Genomic DNA, 20,909 nt, shown 5'->3' with positions numbered 1-20,909 from the left:
CAACTATCTGCCGCAGTCGCAGAATTTTCCTGCCCCATTCTATGGAGAGAACCAGAATGACCTTGCGGCCGCAATACCTGCTTCTTGCCACACTCGCCTGCATAACTCAGCCAATCTATGCAGATGGTGGGCAGACGCAGACCACGATTTCGGTTTACACCGAAGGCAAACTCGTTGCCGGGATGATGTTTCCGATCGGTTCTAAGGTCGAGCTATCGGCCATGGCCAACCGTATTGACACCGGTGACAAGGAAGCCCGCTTCAGGGGCAACGTGCAAGGCAGGTTCACGCCGCCGGCCGGGCAATCAATCGTTCTGTTTGGAGAAGAAGTGGTGGTAAGCACCGAATCGATTAGTGCTGAGCGTGCCAAAGCCGTGCAGGACATCGAGGCGATGGCCGGCCCCGACCAGTTGTACCGCGGACGCTTGGAAAACGGCGACCTTACCCCGGACGAGTGGAAACAGCAGACTGCAATCGACGTCGCCAACATGAAACGGCTGGCGGAAATAATCGATGCCTACGGCTGGCCCGGCCTGCGTTTTGCCGGCGCCGCTTCACAGACTGCTTTCCTGGTTCTGCAGCATGCGGACCACGCTAGTCAGGGCAAGTACCTGCCGCTGCTGCACGATGCGGTTAAGCGCAGTGATGCTCTCGCCGGCCATTTTGCGATGCTCGATGACCGCGTTCGTATCGCTGACGGCAAGTTCCAACGGTACGGCAGCCAATTGAGCACCAATCCGCTGCGCTTCAAACCAATCGAGGACGAAGCCCATGTCGACGAGCGCAGACGCAGCATCGGCCTGGAGCCACTGGCTGACTATGCAAAACGGTTCGGGTTGACCTATTCCCCTAACGAAGCCAAAGGTAGCGGTGTAGCCAATTAAGGAATGGCTGGCGTCAAGCCGTTGCCGAGTAAAACGCTGAATGCCCTTCTTCAATCAAGCACGACTACGGGATTCCAATTCATGAGTAACCCTGGAGACCTAAAACGACCGCTTCGGGGCGACTGCTGGCGTCGCTTTTGTTCTAAAGCATCGGTTTTCTCGGCCATTTCTAGCGCATCGTCAACCTCAATGCCAAGATAGCGCACCGTACTTTCCAAGCGCATGTGGCCCAACAATAGCTGTACCGCCCGCAAATTTTTTGTGCGACGGTAGATGAGGGTTGGCTTCGTCCGGCGCATCGTCTGTGTACTGTATGCCATCGAGTCCAATCCGATTTCGTCGAACCATTGGTGAACTATGCGCGCGTACTGCTTGGTCGAAATATGCGGCGATTCAGAAATCCGACTGGAGAATAGAAAGTCGCCGTGCCGAAAAGCTGCGGCCGCAATCCATTCCCCCAGGCTCTTCCTGGTTCCTGCGGTAAGTTCGAATTGGACAGGTCGCTTCGTTTTCTGCTGCATCACAATGGCCCTCGCTGCTATATGTCCTCCTTGACATACATCGTTGACACTTAACTGGACCAAGTCGCATCCACGCAATTTGCGATCGATAGCCAAGTTGAAGAGCGCCAAGTCGCGCACTCTCCGGTATATCTCCAGGCAGACGCGAATTGCCCAGATTTCGCTTATGCGCAGCGGCGCTTTTTGCCCGACTAATTTACCCTTGTTCCATGGTGTAGGTTGACCAAAAAATTTTGCATGATGTTCCATGATAGACCTCCTGAATGGAACTCTACTATGCGTCTAAAGAGCATCGGCGGCGTGAGGAAGGTGAGGTGGAAATTCACTGGATTTTCATTTGGACAACATGATATCGTTGCTGATAGGCTGGATACGGCCAAGAGCAGACAGTCAGTACCTTACTTCAACCTCACCAGATTTGTAATGACCTCAACGTTCGTATTCTCACCGGATTCATTTTGGCTACGCATTCCGGCACAAGTAGAAACTATTTCGATAAAACCGTTTGTCACGCCCTTCGGAGAGACTGACGAATTGCTTTGCTATGTGGGCGAGACTTTGCTTGGCAAGCTTGTGAAGTGTGGCGACGGTGAGGGAAAAGTGATTGCTCTACTGCCTACACTTGACCGTAAACGTGCATATCTTTGGCCAAACCCAGATATGTTTTTGCAAGCGTTGTTGCATGTTCTGCGCTACGAATCCAACGCTGTCTTGTCTTGTGAGCGTGATACCGACCAAGACCAGGTGTTACCGCTGACCGAGTATCATGACGTCGCCGCTGTGCTGACGCAGGTGGTTAAATTTAGCAAAGATGGGGCGGGAACGTGTCCAACATTCCTGTATCAGAAACTGTGATGCCGGTTCCGGCCAGGAGCAGACAGTTAGAGGAATTGATGAGGTACGAAAGATGGAAGAACCAGTTCGAGTTCAGCTGTGGGCGAAAATAGCTCCTACTATGCGGGAAGAAGGACTTAAGCTCATCCGTGCGCAGGGAGTTTTTGCTAGTGAGATTGAACTGCGAAAAGCAGTGATGGAAAGTGTGCGCGACAGAAGACCGATGCAGGTTTCATTAGGATTGGGCTATCAAAACGCGCGGCAACTAGCATCGTCCAATAGAGCTATTTTTGAGGAGGTTACATATTGCCAAGAAGGATATAGCCCAAGTGCCGCCTATTGTTCAGATCATAATTTCCACTATGGTGGAATTTTTGGGTGTCACCTTTGTAGTGGTTTTTACGAGAAGTAGAACTCTTGAACAAAGACCGCTTTGGGGCGAAAGCGGACTCACGCGTCCGTAAGCCAGGCAGGCACCCTGACTGGCGAAGAACCGGACGGTGCCCCTCCTTCCGCCCGGGCAACTTCACTGACACTCGCCACAGGTCCAGAACATCAACACTCCCGCATGGGACAGCGCCAGCACCAAAGAAACCCCCCGGCGTACCGGGGGGGGGAGTTACAAGGTTTAACTGCGGGCGCTGCGGCCGGGCAGCGCCAGGCGCCGGCTGGCGGCAGGCGCTGCCGGGGCCGGCAAGCCGCCCGCCACCTTCAACGCTTTCCCCTGGGTATCGGCACGCAAGCGGAACACGGCCACCACGTCGACCAGTTCCACGGCGCGGTCTTGTAGCGAGGATGCGGCGGCGGCCGCCTCTTCCACCAGGGCAGCGTTTTGCTGAGTGACCTGGTCCATCTGGGAAATGGCCTGGTTCACCTGCTCGATGCCGGCGCTTTGCTCGTGGCTGGCGTTGGCGATGTCGCCCATGATGTCCGTCACGCGACGGATGCTGGCGACGATTTCTTCCATGGTCGCGCCCGCCTGGTCAACCAGCGCGCTGCCCGTGTTGACTTTATCCACGGAATCCTCGATCAAGCCCTTGATTTCCTTGGCTGCCGCCGCCGAGCGCTGCGCCAGGTTGCGCACCTCGGTGGCCACCACGGCAAAGCCGCGGCCCTGCTCGCCCGCGCGGGCCGCCTCGACGGCCGCATTCAGCGCCAAAATATTGGTTTGGAAAGCAATGCCGTCGATCACGCCGATAATGTCGGCGATCTTCTTCGCCGACTCATTGATGGAACCCATCGTGCCCACCACTTGCGCTACCACGGCGCCGCCCTTGCGGGCCACGTCCGAGGCGGACACGGCCAGGGTATTGGCCTGACGCGCATTGTCCGTATTCTGGCGCACGGCCGAGGTCAGCTCTTCCAGGCTGGACGCCGTTTCTTCCAGCGAAGACGCCTGTTGCTCGGTGCGTACGGACAGGTCCGCGTTGCCGGCGGAAATCTGCGCGGCCGCCACGCTGACCGTATCGGCCGATGTGCGCACGGTGGCGATCACGTCGACTATGCGTTCCAGAAACTTGTTGAAGGCGGTGGCCGTGCGGCCCACTTCATCCATGCGCTCGACGGGCATGGCGGCGGACAGGTCCAGCGAGGCGCTGACGCGTTCCAGCGTGTGCTCGATATCGCCCAGGCCGCCGCTGATGGTGCGGTAGATATGCCAGGCCAGCGCGCCCGTCAGCAGCACGGCCACGCCCAGCACCGCCAGCATGGTGTTGAACGCCGTGTCGTAGGCGGCCAGGCTTTCAGCCTTCACGTCTTCGACCAGCTTATTGTTGTAGGCGATATGGTCATCCATGCTTTTTTTCGCGGCTGCCGCCGTGATGGCCAGTGGCGTACCCGCCAGCAAGGTGGCGCGCACGCCATCCATGTCGCCCGCGTAGGCGGCGGCAAAGAATGGCACCAGCGCGCGGCGGTAGGCTTCCATGGCGGCCTGGTCGGCGTCGAGCATCTTGCTGTCCGTCGCGTCGTACAGGCGCTCGGCGCGGTAGGTGGCGATGACCTTGTCGAAATTCGTGTTGGCGTCGGCCACGGCCTTGTCCAGCGCCGTCTTGTCGGCCAGGTTCGAGAACACGGACAGGCGGTAGCCGGCCAGGCGCGAATCTGCCAGGAATCCCTTGGCCGCATTCAAGCCCTGGATGCTGGGGATGATGCGGTTTTGCACGGTATCAAAACGCTCCTGGGCGCGCTGCAACTGGATGGCGCCGCCGGCGCCAAGCAATAGCAAGGCCAGCAAGGCGATGGTGAGGGTCAGAATTAATTGCTTGGTGATATTCATGGCGTTTCACAGTAAAAAGGTGACCTGGCGGAGCCAGGCAGGATGAGTAGCTGCCGATCAGGTGGCCGGAGACCGGTGCTAGGCCGCCAGCGGCGAAGCGCCAGGCGTGCGGCGCAGCAAGTCGCCATGCTGGCGACAAAACGCCAGGCCCGCCTTGTGGCCCACGTCGAACAGCAGCTGCATGTTCGAGCTGGACCAGTCCAGGGTATCGGGCCAGTGCTGCTCCGGGATGCCGCCCATCAGGTCGAGCTTCAGCAGGCGCCGCTTGGGCTGGCCCGTTTGCGCGTCCGTGTTGTGCTCGAGCTCGAACAGGCGCAGCTCGCTCTTGGAAATTTTCACCAACGGCGTGATGATGGAGCGCACCCAGGCGTCGTACAGGTTGCGCGGCTTGCGCAGCAAGCGCTCGTCGCCCAGGATGTCGAGGATGACCAGGGTGTCGGCGTCATGGTGCTCGCCCTTGCCTTCGATAAATGGCTCGAAATTGAGCGTATCGAGCGCCGCGCCTTCGATGTAGTCATCGCCAGCGATGGTCGTGGGCGCATACAGGAAGGGAAACGACAGGGCCGCGCGCACATGGATGGGTTCGATCTCGTGCTTGCCCCAGATTTGCATGCGATGTTCGCTGAGGTTGTAGGCATTGATATAGAAATCGGGGCGCATGCGCGCCACGCCCGAGAAATCCACGGCTTTTTCCAGGAAGGGCAAGTGCGCGCACAGACCCAGGCTTTTCGCCGAAAGGTCCGATGGCGACAGCGATGACACCATCAGCTTGCCCCAGTCCGACCAGGCTGTGGGCACGCCCGCAAACGTTTGCTGGAACGCCTGAAAAAAAGGATTGTTGGCCGGCGGCTGGAAAGCGTCGCGAAAGGTGCTCGCCTGCATGCCCGGCTTCTGGAACACCTTGTAGTTGATCGGAATCATCTTGTAGATGCTGTCGGCCACACCCGTGTCGGCCCAGCTTTGCAAGGCCTGGCGTGGCGTGGCCTCGTGCGGCGTCGTGTAAAGCAAGCCCATCAACACACCGGCGCCGGAGGCGGAAATGACGTCGAACTCGATGCCCTCGTCGAGGAAAGCGGCCAGAGCGCCGGCAATCAGGGTGGAATTTGGTGCACCGCCACCCAGCAACAAACCCGTTTTGCGGGCCGGTTTCGCTGTTGCAGCTGGCACCGGATTCTGCGGTGTCGTCATCACTGTCTTCATGCACACTCCCTGAACGGAACGGGGTTGCCACCCCTTAATTGTTGGTTACTACACGCTTAGTGCGCCTAATCCTGCGCATGTTCCCGCAACCGTCACGCCGATGCAATGTGACAGAAACAAATATGAAATTAACATAAATAAATTCTTCATGGCAATTTAATTAGCGCATAACCGGTATTCAGGAAGACCATAAGTTGATGCTGCGCGGCATCGCGTGGTGCGGCGCAGCAAATATAAATTCGGCAGCGTTAGGAATAATCTCTTGGGGGTAGGAATATTCCGCAACCAGCCGCCAGTGCGGCGGCCAGGAGGTCAGCGCGGCGATACAGGATCAGGAAGGGGCGAGGAAAAGTGCAGGTGGGTACACAAATGGTCAACAAAGACGCGAATTTTGGGAGACAGATGGCGGCTCGACGGCCACAGCACCCAGAACTTGCTCGAGTACAGCAGGTACTCGGCCAGCACGGCCTGCAGTTCGCCCCGTCCGATGGCGTCGCGCACGATAAAGTCGGGCAGGTAAGCGAGGCCAACGCCCTGCGTGGCGGCGCCGATCAAGGCCTCGATATTGTTGCAGGTCAAGGCCGTCGGCAAGCGCAACTCGCTGCCGCTGTCGCCCTCGGCGCGCTGCAGCGCCCATTCCTGTAATTTTCCCGTGGTGGGAAATTTATAGCGCACGCAAGCGTGCCCTTCCAGCTCGCGCGGCGTGGCCGGCATGCCATGCCGGGCGAAATACGCGGGAGCGCCGACGATGGCAAAGGCAAACGGCCCCAGCTCGCGCGCCATCAGGCGCGAATCGGTGAGCGTGCCGCTGCGCACGGCCACATCGACGCCTTCGGCCACCACGTCGACCAGGCGGTCGTTGAAATCGAGGTCGAGCTCGATCTCCGGGTACAGGCGCGTAAAGTCCGCCAGCAGGGGCAAGATGATGCGGTAACCGATCACGGGCAGGCTGACCTTGAGCTTGCCGCGGGGCGCCACGGCCAGGTGCGACAATTCCGCCTCGGCATCGCCGAGGTCGGCCAGGATGCGCTGGCAGCGCTCGTAAAACAGCGCGCCCTCGTTGCTCAGGCTGATGCGCCGCGTGCTGCGGTTCAACAAGCGCACGCCCAGCTTTTCTTCCAGCCGCGCCACGCTCTTGCCCACGGCAGAAGCCGACACGCCGAGCAGGCGCCCGGCCGCCACGTAGCTGCGCATTTCCGCCGCGCGCACGAAGGCGGCGATGCCGTTCAGATTATCCATGCCACCTCGCCATCTCCATTAAGGAATATTTGTCCGCTATGAGTGGAATTTAAGCCACTTTTTCATTGATTACGTCCATATTATCATCACATTCCCCCTTTCTGGAATCACTCCCATGGATACGAATCACCATATGAAGCCTGCCTCCCCGGCCCGGCGCGCCTTCGTGCTGGCCGCCGTCTGCCTGGCCGCGCTGTGCATGCCGCTCAGTTTTACAGGCCCCGCCATCGCCATCCCCGCCATCGCCGCCGACCTGCACGGTACGCCGCTGGCGCTGGCGTGGATCACAAATGCCTTCATGCTCAGCTTTGGCGCTTGCCTGATGGTGGCCGGCGCGCTGGCCGACCGCTATGGTCGCAAGCGCGTGTTCTTGCTGGGCATGGGCGTGTTTTCCGCCGCCGCACTGGCGCTGGCGGCCGCGCCCGCCATCCTGTGGCTCGATGTGCTGCGCGCCATCCAGGGCCTCGGTTGCGCCATGGCCCTGTCGAGCGGACTGGCGGCCCTGGCGCAGGAATTCGACGGCCCGTCCCGCGCGCGCGCCTTCAGCCTGATCGGCACAGCCTTCGGCGTGGGCCTGGCCTTCGGTCCCTTCCTGGCAGGCACATTGATCACGCACACGGGCTGGCGCGCCATTTTTGTCGCCACGGCCGCAGCCGGCCTGACCTCCCTGCTGGCCGCCGCGCGCGCCATGCGCGAATCGCGCGACCCGCAGGCGCAAGGCGTGGACTGGCCCGGCGCCCTGACGTTTACAAGCGCCCTCTCTTTGTTGACGTATGGCTTGCTGCAGGCGCCCGACAGTGGCTGGGGCAGCGCCGCCAGCCTGGGGCTGCTCGGTGGCGCGGCCTTGCTGCTGGCCGCTTTCATCCGCGTGGAGCGCCGCGCCGCGCGGCCCATGCTGGATCTGTCGCTGTTCCGCCTGCCGGCCTTTGCCGGTGTGCAACTGCTGGCGGCCGCGCCCGCATTTTCCTTTGTCGTGCTGCTGGTGTTGCTGCCGGCCCGCTTCATCGGTATCGAAGGCTACAGCGCGCTGGAAGCGGGACGCATGATGATCTCCCTGTCGGCGCCCATGCTGGTGCTGCCTGTCCTGGCCGGCATGGCGGCGCAGCGTATTGCCGCCGCACACATTTGCGCCAGCGGCCTGCTGCTGGCGGCGGGTGGCTTGCTGTGGCTATCGACCTGCGCGCCGGGACAGTCGCCCGCCAGCTTGCTTGGACCGCTGCTGCTGATCGGCTGCGGCATCAGCCTGCCCTGGGGCTTGATGGATGGCCTGGCCATCAGCGTCGTGCCCGTCGAGCGGGCGGGCATGGCGGCCGGCATCTTCAACACGACGCGCGTGGCGAGCGAAGGCCTGGCGCTGGCCATCGTCAGCGCGCTGCTGGGCACCTTCACCGTGGCGTCGCTGGTCGGCGCCGGCATTGCCGGCGTCGGCACGGCACAGGCGGCGCACGCCGGGCCGTTCCTGGCACTTGGCGAACTGCGCCATGCGGCTACCCTGCTGCCGCAGGCAGACACCGCCGAGCTGGCGCAAGCGTATGGCGCGGCTTTCCGCCACTTGCTGTATGTGCTGGCCAGCATTACCACGGCCTCGGCCCTGCTGATTCTGGCATTCCTGCGTCATCCGGCCGCTGCAACAATGGACACGGCCGCCCTGCCCGCTGGTGATACTACCTCCTGATTTGCACTTGCCGTACACGGCGGCGCCCATGCGCCGCTGCCCGCCTTTGATGTTTCTCCGCAACACCTCAAAAGTTTCAAGGAATAAAACCAGTTTACTGATCAAAGCGCTTTGGACTATACTCAAAGCGCTTTGAGGCACAGTTAAAGCGCTTTGGTTGTGCGAAGTGACGTGCACCGATCCCACACCTATAAAAATACTGGAGACACAATGAACAAATTTTTCTTGAAAGCGTTGCCAGCGGCAGTGCTCATGGCCTTGAGCGCGTCGGCCCAGGCTGCCTTGCCGATCGACTTCGGCGGCTACATCCGCTCGGGCTTCGGCACCAGCAGCGAAGGCGGCAAGGAAGCCTGTTTCGGCCTGGCCGGCGCCTCGTCCAAGTATCGTCTGGGCAATGAGTGCGAAACCTACGGCGAGCTGAAATTCGGCGGCGAAGCGTTCAAGGCAGCCAACGGCACCACCTTCCGCATCAATACCCTGGTGGCGTTTTCCGTCAATCAGAACCAGGACTGGGAACAGTCGGACCCGTCGTGGCGTGAAATGAACGTGGTGGCTGACAAGATTGGCACGGGCGCTTTCGCCGAAGCGCGCGCCTGGGTCGGCAAGCGCTACTACGACCGCCAGGACGTTCACATCACCGATTACTACTTCTGGAACAACAGCGGCCCTGGCGCCGGCCTGGAAAACATCGACCTGGGCGCCGCCAAGCTGGCCTACGCCATCGTACGCACGGCCGATGACGGCGACAGCAAGCGCATGGGTCTGTCCCACGACTTGCGCTTTTCCGGCATCAAGGTCAACCCGGACGGTGAACTGACGCTGGGCCTGCAATTCAATCAGAAACGCAATGCGCAAGGCGCCGCCCCCATCGCCAGCGGCCACTTGTTGACCATCATGCATACGCAGGGCAACCTGCTGGGTGGCTTCAACAAGGTCGCCTTGCAGTTCGGCAAAGGTAGCGCCGCCAACACGGGCGGCTTCAGCCTGGGCGCCGACAAGGACGACAAGGTCACGCGCCTGACGGAACAAATCATGATCCAGCCCAAAGGTTCCTGGTCGGGCATGGGCACCTTCGTCTACGAAGACAAGCAAACGGCCGGCGTCAGCAGCAAATGGACCTCGATCGGCGCGCGTCCCGTCTACCACTTTACGGACAACTACAGCCTGGCGGTGGAACTGGGCCACGACATCGTCAAGCCGGAGGGTGGCGAGAGCCGCAACCTGACCAAGCTGACCTTCGCGCCGCAATTGTCGGCAGGCAACAGCTTCTGGTCGCGCCCTGTGCTGCGCGCCTTCTACACCTACGCCAAATGGAACAAGGCAGCCCAGTCGGCGGCCGCAGCGGAAACGGCGCTGTCGTCGACGGGCGTGTTTGGTGGAAAAACAAACGGCAGCTCCATGGGTTTCCAAGTGGAATCCTGGTGGTAAGAGCATCCAACACTGGCTGATGCCGCAAGGCGCCAGCCACTGGCAGCAACACCGCCCGCCTTCCTGGGGGCCTGCTTTACCCGGACCCACCATTTCGCCGCTGCACGCGATGGCCGGCAGCTTCAATGTAGTGATTCAGCAGTATCCTCTTTTAGCGCGGGCGCCCCTGGGTTTGCCCGCGTATTTTTTTGGGCGCTGCCGCCGCTGGTCATACCCCTGATCATTCCGGCATTTATCAGATAAACTACTCCTAATCGCATTGCACTGCACCGCTCCCGCCCACCGGCAGGACGCCGGCAGCGGCAAGACCCACTCAAGATAGCCCCCGACTGCAGCATCCATGAACCTCAAAAATCTCGCCAGAACGCTAGGAATATCCGAAACCACCGTCAGCCGCGCCTTGAATGGCTATCCGGAAGTGAGTGAACGCACGCGCGAGCGGGTGCTGGCCGCCGCGCAGGCGGCCGGCTACCGCCCCAATCCCATGGCGCGCAGCCTGGCCGTGGGGCGCACGAATATCGTCGGCATCATTTACCCGCTGATGCCGAACGACCTGGCCGACCCCATGTTCATCGAGATCGTGGGCGGCATGTCGGAAGCGCTGGAAGCGCAGCAGATGGACATGATGATCGCGCCCGCGTCGGCCACCAATGAATTCCACACCTATGAACGCATGGTCAAGGGACGCCGCATCGACGGCCTCGTGGTCGGACGGACAAAACCGTTCGACGAGCGCATCGCCTACCTGGCGCAGCAGGGCATGCCGTTTGTCGCGCATGGCCGCACGCAGCTGAACCAGCCGCACGCCTGGTTCGACTATGACAACGAGGCGGGCATGCGCCTGGCCGTCGAACGCCTGGCACAGCTGGGCCACCAGCGCATCGGCCTGATCAGCGCCACGCCGGACCTGAACTTCGTGCGCCAGCGCGTCGAGAGTTTCCAGCACGCCATGCAGGCAGGCGGCCTCGCCGTTGACCCGGACAACCTGGTCGACAATGCGCACGACCGCCGCGCCGGCTACCAGGCGATGCAGCGCCTGCTGGCCCGCTCGCCCCGCCCCACCGCCGTCATCGTCGACAATCACATGTCGGGCGTGGGCGCCGTGCGCGCCCTGCTCGACGCTGGCATCGCTATCGGCAGCGAGATGTCGCTGATCGTCTGGGGCGTGATGGAAGACTCCCTGGCCGGCCACAACGTCACCACCGTCGTCCAGCCCGACCCGCGCGGCGCCGGCGCGAAGATGATCCACATGCTGCTGGCCCTGATGGACGGTACGCCCGTCACCGAGCTGCAGGAACTGTGGCCATGCGAACTTTTGCCAGGCGAGTCGGCCGGCCCTGTGCCGAACTAGTCGCTTTTCCCCTCCCTTACGCTGCCGGCCACCTCGCCGGCAGCGCCGCATTGTTGGCCTGAATCACCCTCATAAAAAAATCGTATGTCTGGCGCGTGTATCGCTTTACTTTTCAAAGCGCTTTGAACTATACTCATTTCATACCCAAAGCGCTTTGAATCTTAAAATAAGACGTTCGCCTACCAACCAGCAGCGCTGCACTGATAGCCAAGGCTACAGGCAATTTTTAAGAAATCATTCATGCCGACCATCCAGAACAATCTCGCCCACTTGCCCGCCGACTGGTGGCGCAGCGCCGTCATCTACCAGGTCTATCCACGCAGCTTCCTCGACAGCAATGGCGACGGCATCGGCGACTTGCCCGGCATCACCTCCAAGCTCGATTACATTGCCGCCCTGGGCGCCGACATCGTCTGGATCTCGCCCTTCTTCACATCACCGATGAAAGACTTCGGCTACGACGTGGCCGACTTCTGCGACGTCGACCCCATGTTTGGCAGCCTGGCCGATTTCGACCGCCTGGTGGCACGCGCCCATGAACTGGGCTTGAAAGTGATGATCGACCAGGTGTTATCGCACTCGTCCGACGTCCACCCATGGTTCGTGGAAAGCCGCTCCAGCCGCGACAATGCCAAGGCCGACTGGTATGTATGGGCCGACCAGAAACCGGACGGTACGGCGCCAAACAACTGGCTGTCCGTGTTCGGCGGTTCCGCCTGGCAATGGGAGCCGCGCCGCGGCCAGTACTACCTGCACGATTTCCTCGCCAGCCAGCCCGACCTGAATTTCCACAATCCAGCCGTGCAGCAAGCCCAGCTGGACAACTTGCGTTTCTGGCTGGAACGCGGTGTCGATGGCTTCCGCTTCGATTCCTGTAACTTCCCGTATCACGACCAGTTGCTGCGCGACAATCCGCCGGCCGCCCAGCGCGATGCGAGCAGCGTGTCGGCCATCAATCCGTACGGCATGCAAGCGCACGTGTACGACAAGACCCAGCCGGAAAACATCGCTTACCTGCAGCGCGTGCGCGCCATACTCGATGAATACCAGGCCATTTCCATCGGCGAAGTGGGCGACGACAATGCGCTGGCCACCATGGCTGCCTACACGGGCGCCGACAAGCTACACATGGCTTACAGTTTCAACTTGCTGACGGCAGAGTTTTCCGCCGCGCACATCCGCACGCAGGTGGAAGAATTCGAAGCGCAAGTGGCCGACGGCTGGGCTTCCTGGTCCGTGGGCAACCACGACAGCGTGCGCGTCATGACGCGCTGGGGCGGCGAGAACCCGTCGCCATCGCTGGCCAAGGTGGTGCTGGCCGTGCAGGCGGCGCTGAAAGGCACGCCGTGCCTGTACCAGGGCGACGAGCTGGCCCTGACGGAAGCGGATATTCCTTTCGAAGCGCTGCAAGACCCATACGGCATCCCGTTCTGGCCCCAGTTCAAGGGCCGCGATGGTTGCCGCACGCCAATGCCATGGGTGGCTGACGCGCCGCATGGCGGCTTCAGTTCGGCAAAACCGTGGTTGCCCGTGCCGCCCGAGCATTTGGCGCGCGCCGTCAACGTGGAAGAGGACAATGCCGGGTCGCCTCTGCGCTTTGCGCAGAACATTCTCGCCTGGCGCCGCACCCTGCCGCAATTGCTGCGCGGCGATATCGTCTTCTTCGATGCGCCGGAACCCGTGCTGGCTCTGCGCCGCGACTTGCCCGGCCAACCATCCGTACTGGCGGCCTTCAATCTGGGCACCGAAGCGGTCACGTTTGACTTGCCGGCCGCAGCAGCAGCGACGGACCTGGCCGGTCACGGCTTGCCGGGCGACAAGCAAGGCAGCCAGATCACCCTGCCCCCACATGGCGGCTGGTTCGGCACCCTGGCGTAAATCGCAGGCTTTGGCGGCCATGCCGCCAATTACAATAACGAGCCCCGCGCATCAGCGGGGCCAAATTGAGAGAACGAGGACGACATGGCTGGACTGAAGTTAACAGGCCTGAAGAAGGCATATGGCGACGTGCAAACCCTGCACGGCATCGACCTGGAGATCGCCGACGGCGAATTCATGGTCTTCGTGGGCCCGTCGGGTTGCGGCAAGTCCACCCTGCTGCGCAGCATCTGCGGCCTGGAAGAAATCAGCGGCGGCGACCTGTTCATCGGCAAGACGCGCATGAACGATGTGCCGCCCGCCAAGCGCGGCATCGCCATGGTATTCCAGAGCTATGCCCTGTACCCGCACATGAGCGTGGCGCAAAACATGGCGTTCGGCCTGAAACTGGCTGGCATGAGCCGCGTACAGATCGCCGACGCCGTGCAGCGCGCCGCGCAAATCCTGCGCATCGAACCTTTGCTGGAACGCAAGCCAAAAGACTTGTCAGGCGGCCAGCGCCAGCGCGTGGCCATCGGCCGCGCCATCGTGCGCAAACCCGACGTCTTCCTGTTCGACGAGCCGCTGTCGAATCTCGACGCCTCGCTGCGCGTGCAGATGCGCATCGAACTGGCGAATTTGCACCGCGAATTGCGCTCGACCATGATTTACGTCACGCATGACCAGGTCGAAGCGATGACCCTGGCCGACCGCATCGTCGTACTCAACGCGGGCCGCATCGAACAAGTGGGCGCACCGCTGCAGCTATACCACCATCCCGCCAACCTGTTCGTGGCCGGCTTCCTCGGTTCGCCCCGCATGAATTTCCTCAAAGGCAAGGTCCACAGCTACGCGGACGGCGTGGCCACCATCGCCACGAATGCAGGCGGCTTGCTGCAGGCGGCACTCCAGCAGCCGCTGGCCAGCGGCACCCCCGTCACCATCGGCGCGCGCCCTGAACACGTACAGGCGTGCGCGCCCGGTGCTGGGGCCGCCATCACGGCCACCGTGCAGGCGGTGGAAAAACTGGGCGACATCAGCTATCTGTATGTGCACGTACCGGGCGGCGATGAGCCGCTGGTGGTGCGCGCCGATGCGGATACGGACTGGACCATCGGCCAGTCCGTGGCGCTGCAGGTGGCACCCGCCCGCGTCCACGTGTTCGACGAGCACGGCCAGACCCGTACCTGAACCCCGGCTTTAAGGGGCCAGGCGCTACAGGCGCCGCCTGGCCCGGTTGCATCGTTTCAGCCTTGATACTTCACATAAAAAAAGACACTGGAGATTGACATGTCCTTCACGCACCCGAAACGCAGCTTCATCAAAACCACCCTGATCGCCGCCGCCCTGGCCGGCATCGGCAACCTGGCCGCCGTCAGCATGGCGAACGCGGCCGAAGCAGGCACCCTCTTGATCTGGATCAATGGCGACAAGGGCTACAAGGGCCTGGCCAAGGTCGGCGAGGAATTCACCAAGAAGACGGGCATCAAGGTCGTCGTCGAACACCCGGAAGATGCGCCGAACAAATTCCAGCAGGCAGCGGCCGCCGGCAAGGGCCCGGATATCTGGATCTGGCCGCATGACCGCATCGGCGGCTGGATTGACGCGGGCTTGCTGCAACCAGTCACGCCAAGCAAGGAAGCGCGCGCCGCCATCCTGCCGCTCGCCTGGAACGCCTTCACGGTGGGCGGCAAGACCTGGGGCTACCCGATCTCCATCGAAGCCGTCGCCCTCGTCTACAACAAGGACCTGGTGCCGAATCCGCCAAAGACCTTCGAGGAAATCGCCGCACTGGACAAAAAACTCTCGGCGCAAGGCAAGAAAGCCATCCTGTGGGATTACACGAATACCTATTTCACCTGGCCTTTGCTGGGCGCGGGCGGCGGCTACCCGTTTGAAGTCAAGAGCGACGGCCGCTACGATGCGGCCAAGACGGGCGTCAACAATGCCGGCTCGCAAGCTGGCGTGAATGCGCTGATGACCTTGATCAACAGTGGCGCCATGCCAAAGGGCGCGGGCTACGCGGAAATGGAAGCGGGCTTCAACCAGGGCAAGATCGCCATGATGATCAACGGCCCATGGTCGTGGGACAACGCGCGCAAATCGAAGATCAATTACGGCGTGGCAACGATTCCTACCGTGGCAGGCAAGACGGCCACGCCATTCGTGGGCGTGCTGGGCGCGATGATTTCCAAGGCGAGCCCGAACAAGGACCTGGCCACGGAATTCCTGGAAAACCAGATGCTGCAGCTCAATGGCCTGAAAACCATCAACGCCGACGTCCCGCTGGGTACGCCAGCGAACAAGGTGCTGTTCGCGGAGTTGAAAGCCAATCCGAACATCCAGGCGACGATGGAAAGCGCGCAAGCGGGCCGCCCGATGCCGAACAACCCGGAAATGGGCCGCTTCTGGTCGTCCATGCAATCGGCGCTGGAAAACATCACGCAAGGCCGCCAGACCACCAAGGATGGCCTGGACGCGGCGGCGAAGCGGATCACGACGGCGAACTAAGTCACTCAAGGGGCTTGCCCTCTGGGGTTTTGGCATGCGCGCCACTGGCGCGCATGCCCCCCAGGTCTTTCACCATCTTCACAGGTATCCCATCGTGCGCAAGTTTATCGGCCCTACGGTATTGACCATCAGCATGGCGCTGGGTCTGTATCGGCTCTTCATGTTGTACATTTCCGGCCAGACCATGCTGGCCGCCGTTTTCCTCGGCTTGCTGACCCTGACGACGTTTGTCTTCACGTCGCCGCGCGCGTATGCCTACCGCTATCTGTTTCCCGGCATCACGGCGGTGATCGTCTTCGTGCTGCTGCCGATGGTGTACACGGTGTCGATCGGCTTTACCAATTTCAGTTCGCGCAACCTGCTCACCTACGAACGGGCCACGCAATACCTGCTCGACGAGACGCAGCGCGTGGAAAGTACGGGCTACGCGCTGACAGTGCATCCTGACAACAAGCAATACCGTTTACGCCTGGAAAGCCCGGACACGGGCGAAGTGCTGCTGACGCAGCCGCTGGCCCTGAAGCGCGCCGTGCCCCTGAACGTCGAGGTGGCACCGTTGGACCCCGTGCAGGCGCCCGTGCTGGCCCAGCCACTGCCCATCAAGGACATCATCGCCCTGCAAAAGGATTTGAAGCTGCTCACTTTGGTCATGCCGAACAAAATCGAGCTGCGCATGATGGGTTTGCGCGAATTCGGCCCCGTCGCGCATGTCTACAAGCAACTCCCTGACAAGACGCTGAAGAAGATCGCTACGGGCGAACTGGTCAAACCGAACTTCAAGACGGGCTTTTATGAAATGCCGGATGGCACGAAGCTGGAACCGGGTTTCAAGGTCAATGTGGGCTTCGCCAACTTCGTGAAGATTTTCTCCGATGAAGCGTTCCGCGGCCCCTTCCTGCGCATTTTCGTCTGGACCATCGTCTTCGCCCTGATCAGCGTGGCCACCACGACGGGCCTGGGCATGGTGCTGGCCGTGCTGCTGAACTGGGATGCGCTGCGCTTCCGCGGCCTGTACCGCACCCTGCTGTTCCTGCCGTACGCCGTGCCCGGTTTCATTTCCATCCTGGTCTTCAAAGGCTTGTTCAATAATAACTTTGGTGAAATCAACCTCGTGCTCGACGCCCTGTTCGGCATCAAGCCCGCCTGGTTCTCCGACACCACGCTGGCCAAGGCGATGATCCTGATCGTCAACACCTGGCTCGGCTACCCCTACATGATGGTGGTGTGCATGGGCTTGATCAAGGCGATCCCGTCGGACCTGTATGAAGCGTCGGCCCTGGCCGGCGCGGGACCGCTGACGAATTTCTTCAAGATCACCCTGCCGTTGATCATCAAGCCGCTCACGCCCTTGATGGTGGCCAGCCTGGGTTTCAATTTCAACAATTTTGTCCTGATCAGCTTGCTGACGGGCGGGCGTCCCGATTTCCTCGACACAACCTTGCCTGCCGGCACGACCGACTTGCTCGTGTCCTACACCTACCGCATCGCGTTCGAGGATTCCGGCCAGAACTTTGGCCTGGCCGCCGTCATCTCGACGCTGATCTTCTTCCTCGTGGCCGCGATTTCGCTGGTCAACATGCGCCTGACGCGCATGAACAAAGCATAAAGGACAGTTCATGGCTATCGTTGTCGACCGTTCCAACCGCTGGCGCATCCTGGCGGCCCACGTCGCCGTGATCGCGCTGATCGCGCTGGTGATGTTCCCCTTCCTGATGATTTTGTCGATCTCCCTGCGGCCCGGCAACTTCGCCTCGGGCAGTTTGATACCACCCGAGATCAGCTTCGAGCACTGGCGATTGGCGCTGGGCATGTCTTACCAGGCGCCCAACGGCACGCTGGTCGAGCCGGACTTCCCCGTGCTGCTGTGGCTATGGAATTCCATCAAGGTGGCCAGCATGAGCGCCACCGTCACCGTGCTGCTGTCGACCACCTGCGCGTATGCATTCGCGCGCATGCAGTTCCGCTTCAAGTCGCAAACCCTGTCCGCGCTGATGCTGCTGCAAATGTTCCCCGCCGTGCTGGCCCTGGTGGCCATCTACGCCATCTTCGATGTGCTGGGCAGCTACGTGCCATGGCTGGGCATCGACCACCACGGCAGCCTGGTGCTCGCTTACACGGGCGGCATCGCCCTGCATATCTGGACCATCAAGGGCTACTATCAAACCATCCCCATCGAGATCGAGGAAGCGGCCAAGGTTGATGGCGCCACGCAGTGGCAGGCGTTTATCTACGTGCTGCTGCCAATGACGGTGCCCATTTTGATGGTGGTGTTTTTGTTGTCCTTCATCGGCGCCATCATCGAATACCCGATCGCCTCCGTGCTGCTGCATGAACAAAACAACCTGACCCTGGCCGTCGGCTCGAAACTGTTCCTGTACGAGCAAAAATACCTGTGGGGCGACTTCGCCGCGGCAGCCATCTTGTCCGGCTTGCCCATCACGGCCGTATTCCTGCTGGCGCAGAAGTGGATGATCTCCGGCCTGACGGCTGGCGGCGTGAAGGGCTGACATGAAGACCGTGCTGACCGCCCTCGCCGCTTTGCTCTTCTGCGCACCGGCGCAGGCGGGCAGTTTCGCGGACAACCCCATCGTCTACTTTGCCGTGACAGATCGCTACGCCAACGGCAATCCCGGCAACGACCACAGTTATGGCCGCGCCGCCGACCCGCAAGGCGGCGATGTGGGCAGCTTTCACGGCGGCGACATCGCCGGCATCACGCAGCAGCTGAAAGCCGGCTATTTCCAAGACCTGGGCGTCAATGCCCTGTGGATCACGGCGCCGTATGAACAGATACACGGCTGGGTGGTAGGCGGCAAGCAGCAATTCCAGCACTACGCCTACCACGGCTACTGGGCGCTCGACTACACCACCATGGATGCCAACATGGGCACGCGCGAAGAATTGCGCGAGATGATCAACACGGCCCACGCGCAGGGCATCCGCGTGCTGTTCGACGTGGTGCTGAACCACCCCGGCTACGCGGACCTGCGCACCCTGTCCGAATACAAGGTGCCTGTGCTGTGGCCGGGTCGCGAGAAGGCCGGCTTGCGCGATTATCACAGCTTCATCGACTACAATAACTTCGAATTCAAACAGTGGTGGGGCCCGGACTGGGTGCGCGCGGGCTTGCCCGGCTATCCCGATGGCGGCAAGGACGACTACACGATGCAGCTGGCCTTCCTGCCCGACTTCCGCACGGAAAGCGGCAAGGCCGTGGGCTTGCCGCCCATCCTGCAGCGCAAGGCCGACACCCGCGCCGTGGCCCTGCCCGACACCACCGTGCGCGCTTACCTGGTCCACTGGCTGGCCGACTGGGTGCGCGAATTCGGCGTCGACGGTTTCAGGGCCGACACCGTCAAGCACGTGGAGCCGGCCAGCTGGCTGGCCCTGCGCGCGGCCGCCAGCGACGCCTTGAAGGATTGGAAAACGCGCCATCCGCAACAGAAAATCGACGACGCGCCGTTCTGGATGACAGGCGAAGCGTGGGGCCATGGCCCGGAGCGCAGCAGCTGGCATGACGCGGGCTTCGACTCGATGATCAATTTCGACTTTCAACACCGCGCGGGCGGCGACTGGACAAGCATCGATGGCGTGTACCGCCAGTACGCGGGCTTGCTGAATAAGAGTCCCCGCTACGACATCCTGTCGTATATCTCTTCGCACGATACCAGCCTGTTCCCGCGCAAGGAGCTGAAACATGGATTGTCCGCCCTGCTGCTGGCACCCGGTGGCGTGCAGCTGTTCTACGGCGATGAAAGCGGTCGCCAGCCTGGCGCGGCACCCATCGGCGACGAACAGCAGGCCACCCGCTCCGACATGAACTGGACATCCATGGACTCTGCAACTCTTGCGCATGCGCGCAAGCTGGGCCAGTTCCGGCTGCGCCACCCTGCCCTGGCGCGCGGCGAGCATCGATTCATCAACGACAAGCCGTACGCCTTCGCCCGCGTGATCGATGGCGACGCCGTCATCGCCGTGCCCGAGGCACAGGGCGCCATCGAGCTGAAGGTGCACGGCGTGTTCGCCGACGGCGCCCTGCTGCGCGACGCCTACACGCATCAAACATACTTGGTAAAAAAAGGCGCCGTCGCCGTGAACGCGGCCGGCACCGTCCTGCTGGAGAAAGCTGCACCATGAGTACCTATGACATTGTAGTGGTCGGCGGCGCCGGCATCGACACAATAGTGCGCGTCCCTTCCCTGCAACTGCCGGTGGCCGATTCGCTGCACGTGCCGCCCATCCGCGACTACGTGGCGCACACGGGCAATGGCGTGGCGCTTGGCTGCCATGCGCTGGGCCTGCGCTGCAAGTTCATCGACTTCATCGGCGACGATGCGCAAGGCGCGGCCATCCTGCAGCGCTACAAGGAAGCCAAACTCGATTTTTCATACATCGTCGAACCGTCTGGCACGCGGCGCAGCGTCAACCTGGTCGACCCGCAAGGGCGCCGGCTGTCGCTATACGACGGCCGCCACCCGGAAGACGTGCGCATGCCACCCAATTTCTACCTGCCCTATCTGGGCCCGGCCCGCCACGCGCACTTTTCCATCATGGGCTGGGTGGCGGCGCTGTTTGACGACGCGCAAGTGTGCGGCACCACGGTGTCGACCGATTTGCACGACTGGGATGGCGTCAACCCGCACCACAAGATGTTCGCGCTGCGGGCCGACCTGGTCTTCCTCAGTACGGCCGCGCTGGCCGAGCGCATGGAATCCGTCATGCGCACGATAGTCGCGGAAGGCCGCGCACAGACCGTGATCGCCATGGCCGGCGCGCACGGCGCGTATGTGCTGGAGCGGGGTAGCGCGTCCGTGCGCCACTATCCAGCTGCGGGTTTGAAGCTGCCCGTGGTGGACACGAATGGCGCGGGCGACTCCTTCGTCGCCGCCTTCCTGCAGACATGGCTGGATGGCGCGGGCATCGACGCCGCCATGCGCCGCGGCGCCATCGCCGGCGCGTTTGCCTGCGCGCAGCATGGCACGCATGAACGTTTCATCGCGCTGGCAGAACTACATGACTTATATCAAGACAGCACTAGCTTATGACTTAATATTCTATCAAGCGTAGCAACGGGCTAACGGACGCATGGCACAATGACTGCGGATTTCACCACCGCATACCATCGACACCGGAG

At 61.6% G+C, this 20,909-nt stretch carries 17 protein-coding genes; 13 read left to right on the top strand and 4 right to left on the bottom strand.

Features of this window, described 5'->3' with window-relative positions:
• Nucleotides 1-56: 56 nt before the first annotated feature.
• Nucleotides 57-884 carry a DUF6624 domain-containing protein gene (locus ACQ4WN_RS07210; protein ID WP_436550906.1) on the top strand — a complete coding sequence of 276 codons (828 nt, stop codon included), beginning with the start codon at nucleotides 57-59 and terminating at the stop codon, nucleotides 882-884.
• Between the two features lie 50 nt (nucleotides 885-934).
• Here the strand turns inward: ACQ4WN_RS07210 and ACQ4WN_RS07205 are convergent, their stop codons facing one another.
• Complete coding sequence (locus tag ACQ4WN_RS07205) at nucleotides 935-1,654, bottom strand: tyrosine-type recombinase/integrase (protein WP_436550905.1); 720 nt, start codon at nucleotides 1,652-1,654, stop codon at nucleotides 935-937.
• Between the two features lie 27 nt (nucleotides 1,655-1,681).
• Between ACQ4WN_RS07205 and ACQ4WN_RS07200 the strand changes: the two genes are divergently transcribed.
• Together ACQ4WN_RS07200 and ACQ4WN_RS07195 are read left to right on the top strand one after the other, a co-directional pair.
• Entirely contained in the window at nucleotides 1,682-2,260 is a 579-nt protein-coding gene (locus tag ACQ4WN_RS07200) for a hypothetical protein (RefSeq protein WP_436550904.1), read from the top strand.
• Between the two features lie 52 nt (nucleotides 2,261-2,312).
• Nucleotides 2,313-2,651: a hypothetical protein gene (locus ACQ4WN_RS07195; RefSeq protein ID WP_157814644.1), complete on the top strand. Its 339-nt coding sequence runs from the start codon at nucleotides 2,313-2,315 to the stop codon at nucleotides 2,649-2,651.
• 216 nt (nucleotides 2,652-2,867) lie between these two features.
• Here the strand turns inward: ACQ4WN_RS07195 and ACQ4WN_RS07190 are convergent, their stop codons facing one another.
• From ACQ4WN_RS07190 to ACQ4WN_RS07180, 3 genes are all read right to left on the bottom strand, one after another.
• Entirely contained in the window at nucleotides 2,868-4,514 is a 1,647-nt protein-coding gene (locus ACQ4WN_RS07190; protein ID WP_436550903.1) for a methyl-accepting chemotaxis protein, read from the bottom strand.
• A gap of 78 nt (nucleotides 4,515-4,592) precedes the next feature.
• The gene (locus ACQ4WN_RS07185; protein WP_436550902.1) at nucleotides 4,593-5,714 is read right to left on the bottom strand and encodes a patatin-like phospholipase family protein; all 1,122 of its coding nucleotides are present in this window, start codon (nucleotides 5,712-5,714) and stop codon (nucleotides 4,593-4,595) included.
• Nucleotides 5,715-6,026: 312 nt separating this feature from the next.
• The gene (locus tag ACQ4WN_RS07180; protein ID WP_436550901.1) at nucleotides 6,027-6,953 is read right to left on the bottom strand and encodes a LysR family transcriptional regulator; all 927 of its coding nucleotides are present in this window, start codon (nucleotides 6,951-6,953) and stop codon (nucleotides 6,027-6,029) included.
• Nucleotides 6,954-7,086: 133 nt separating this feature from the next.
• Here ACQ4WN_RS07180 and ACQ4WN_RS07175 point away from each other — a divergent pair, with 133 nt between their 5' ends.
• From ACQ4WN_RS07175 to ACQ4WN_RS07130, 10 genes are all read left to right on the top strand, one after another.
• Nucleotides 7,087-8,628, top strand: coding sequence for an MFS transporter (locus tag ACQ4WN_RS07175; protein WP_436550900.1), 1,542 nt, complete (start codon nucleotides 7,087-7,089; stop codon nucleotides 8,626-8,628).
• A 210-nt stretch (nucleotides 8,629-8,838) separates the two neighbouring features.
• On the top strand, nucleotides 8,839-10,056 hold the full coding sequence (locus ACQ4WN_RS07170) for a maltoporin (RefSeq protein ID WP_436550899.1): 1,218 nt from the start codon (nucleotides 8,839-8,841) through the stop codon (nucleotides 10,054-10,056).
• 340 nt (nucleotides 10,057-10,396) lie between these two features.
• Nucleotides 10,397-11,407: a substrate-binding domain-containing protein gene (locus ACQ4WN_RS07165; RefSeq protein ID WP_436550898.1), complete on the top strand. Its 1,011-nt coding sequence runs from the start codon at nucleotides 10,397-10,399 to the stop codon at nucleotides 11,405-11,407.
• A gap of 240 nt (nucleotides 11,408-11,647) precedes the next feature.
• Complete coding sequence (locus ACQ4WN_RS07160; protein WP_436550897.1) at nucleotides 11,648-13,285, top strand: alpha-glucosidase; 1,638 nt, start codon at nucleotides 11,648-11,650, stop codon at nucleotides 13,283-13,285.
• Nucleotides 13,286-13,369: 84 nt separating this feature from the next.
• Nucleotides 13,370-14,455: an ABC transporter ATP-binding protein gene (locus tag ACQ4WN_RS07155; RefSeq protein WP_436550896.1), complete on the top strand. Its 1,086-nt coding sequence runs from the start codon at nucleotides 13,370-13,372 to the stop codon at nucleotides 14,453-14,455.
• Nucleotides 14,456-14,554: 99 nt separating this feature from the next.
• Entirely contained in the window at nucleotides 14,555-15,775 is a 1,221-nt protein-coding gene (malE, locus tag ACQ4WN_RS07150) for a maltose/maltodextrin ABC transporter substrate-binding protein MalE (protein WP_436550895.1), read from the top strand.
• 94 nt (nucleotides 15,776-15,869) lie between these two features.
• Nucleotides 15,870-17,381: a maltose ABC transporter permease MalF gene (gene malF, locus ACQ4WN_RS07145; protein ID WP_436550894.1), complete on the top strand. Its 1,512-nt coding sequence runs from the start codon at nucleotides 15,870-15,872 to the stop codon at nucleotides 17,379-17,381.
• Nucleotides 17,382-17,391: 10 nt separating this feature from the next.
• Nucleotides 17,392-18,282, top strand: a complete 891-nt coding sequence (gene malG / locus ACQ4WN_RS07140) for a maltose ABC transporter permease MalG (RefSeq protein WP_070259183.1) — start codon at nucleotides 17,392-17,394, stop codon at nucleotides 18,280-18,282.
• Nucleotide 18,283: 1 nt separating this feature from the next.
• Nucleotides 18,284-19,912: an alpha-amylase family glycosyl hydrolase gene (locus ACQ4WN_RS07135; protein WP_436550893.1), complete on the top strand. Its 1,629-nt coding sequence runs from the start codon at nucleotides 18,284-18,286 to the stop codon at nucleotides 19,910-19,912.
• On the top strand, nucleotides 19,909-20,820 hold the full coding sequence (locus ACQ4WN_RS07130; protein ID WP_436550892.1) for a carbohydrate kinase family protein: 912 nt from the start codon (nucleotides 19,909-19,911) through the stop codon (nucleotides 20,818-20,820). Before ACQ4WN_RS07135 ends, ACQ4WN_RS07130 begins: the two co-directional genes overlap by 4 nt.
• The last annotated feature ends 89 nt before the right edge of the window (nucleotides 20,821-20,909 follow it).

It is taken from the genome of Janthinobacterium pasteuri (assembly GCF_051380775.1).
Classification (GTDB): domain Bacteria; phylum Pseudomonadota; class Gammaproteobacteria; order Burkholderiales; family Burkholderiaceae_D; genus Janthinobacterium.
Note: the sequence above shows the minus strand (reverse complement) of the source record. Positions and strands in the feature narration are given on the sequence as shown.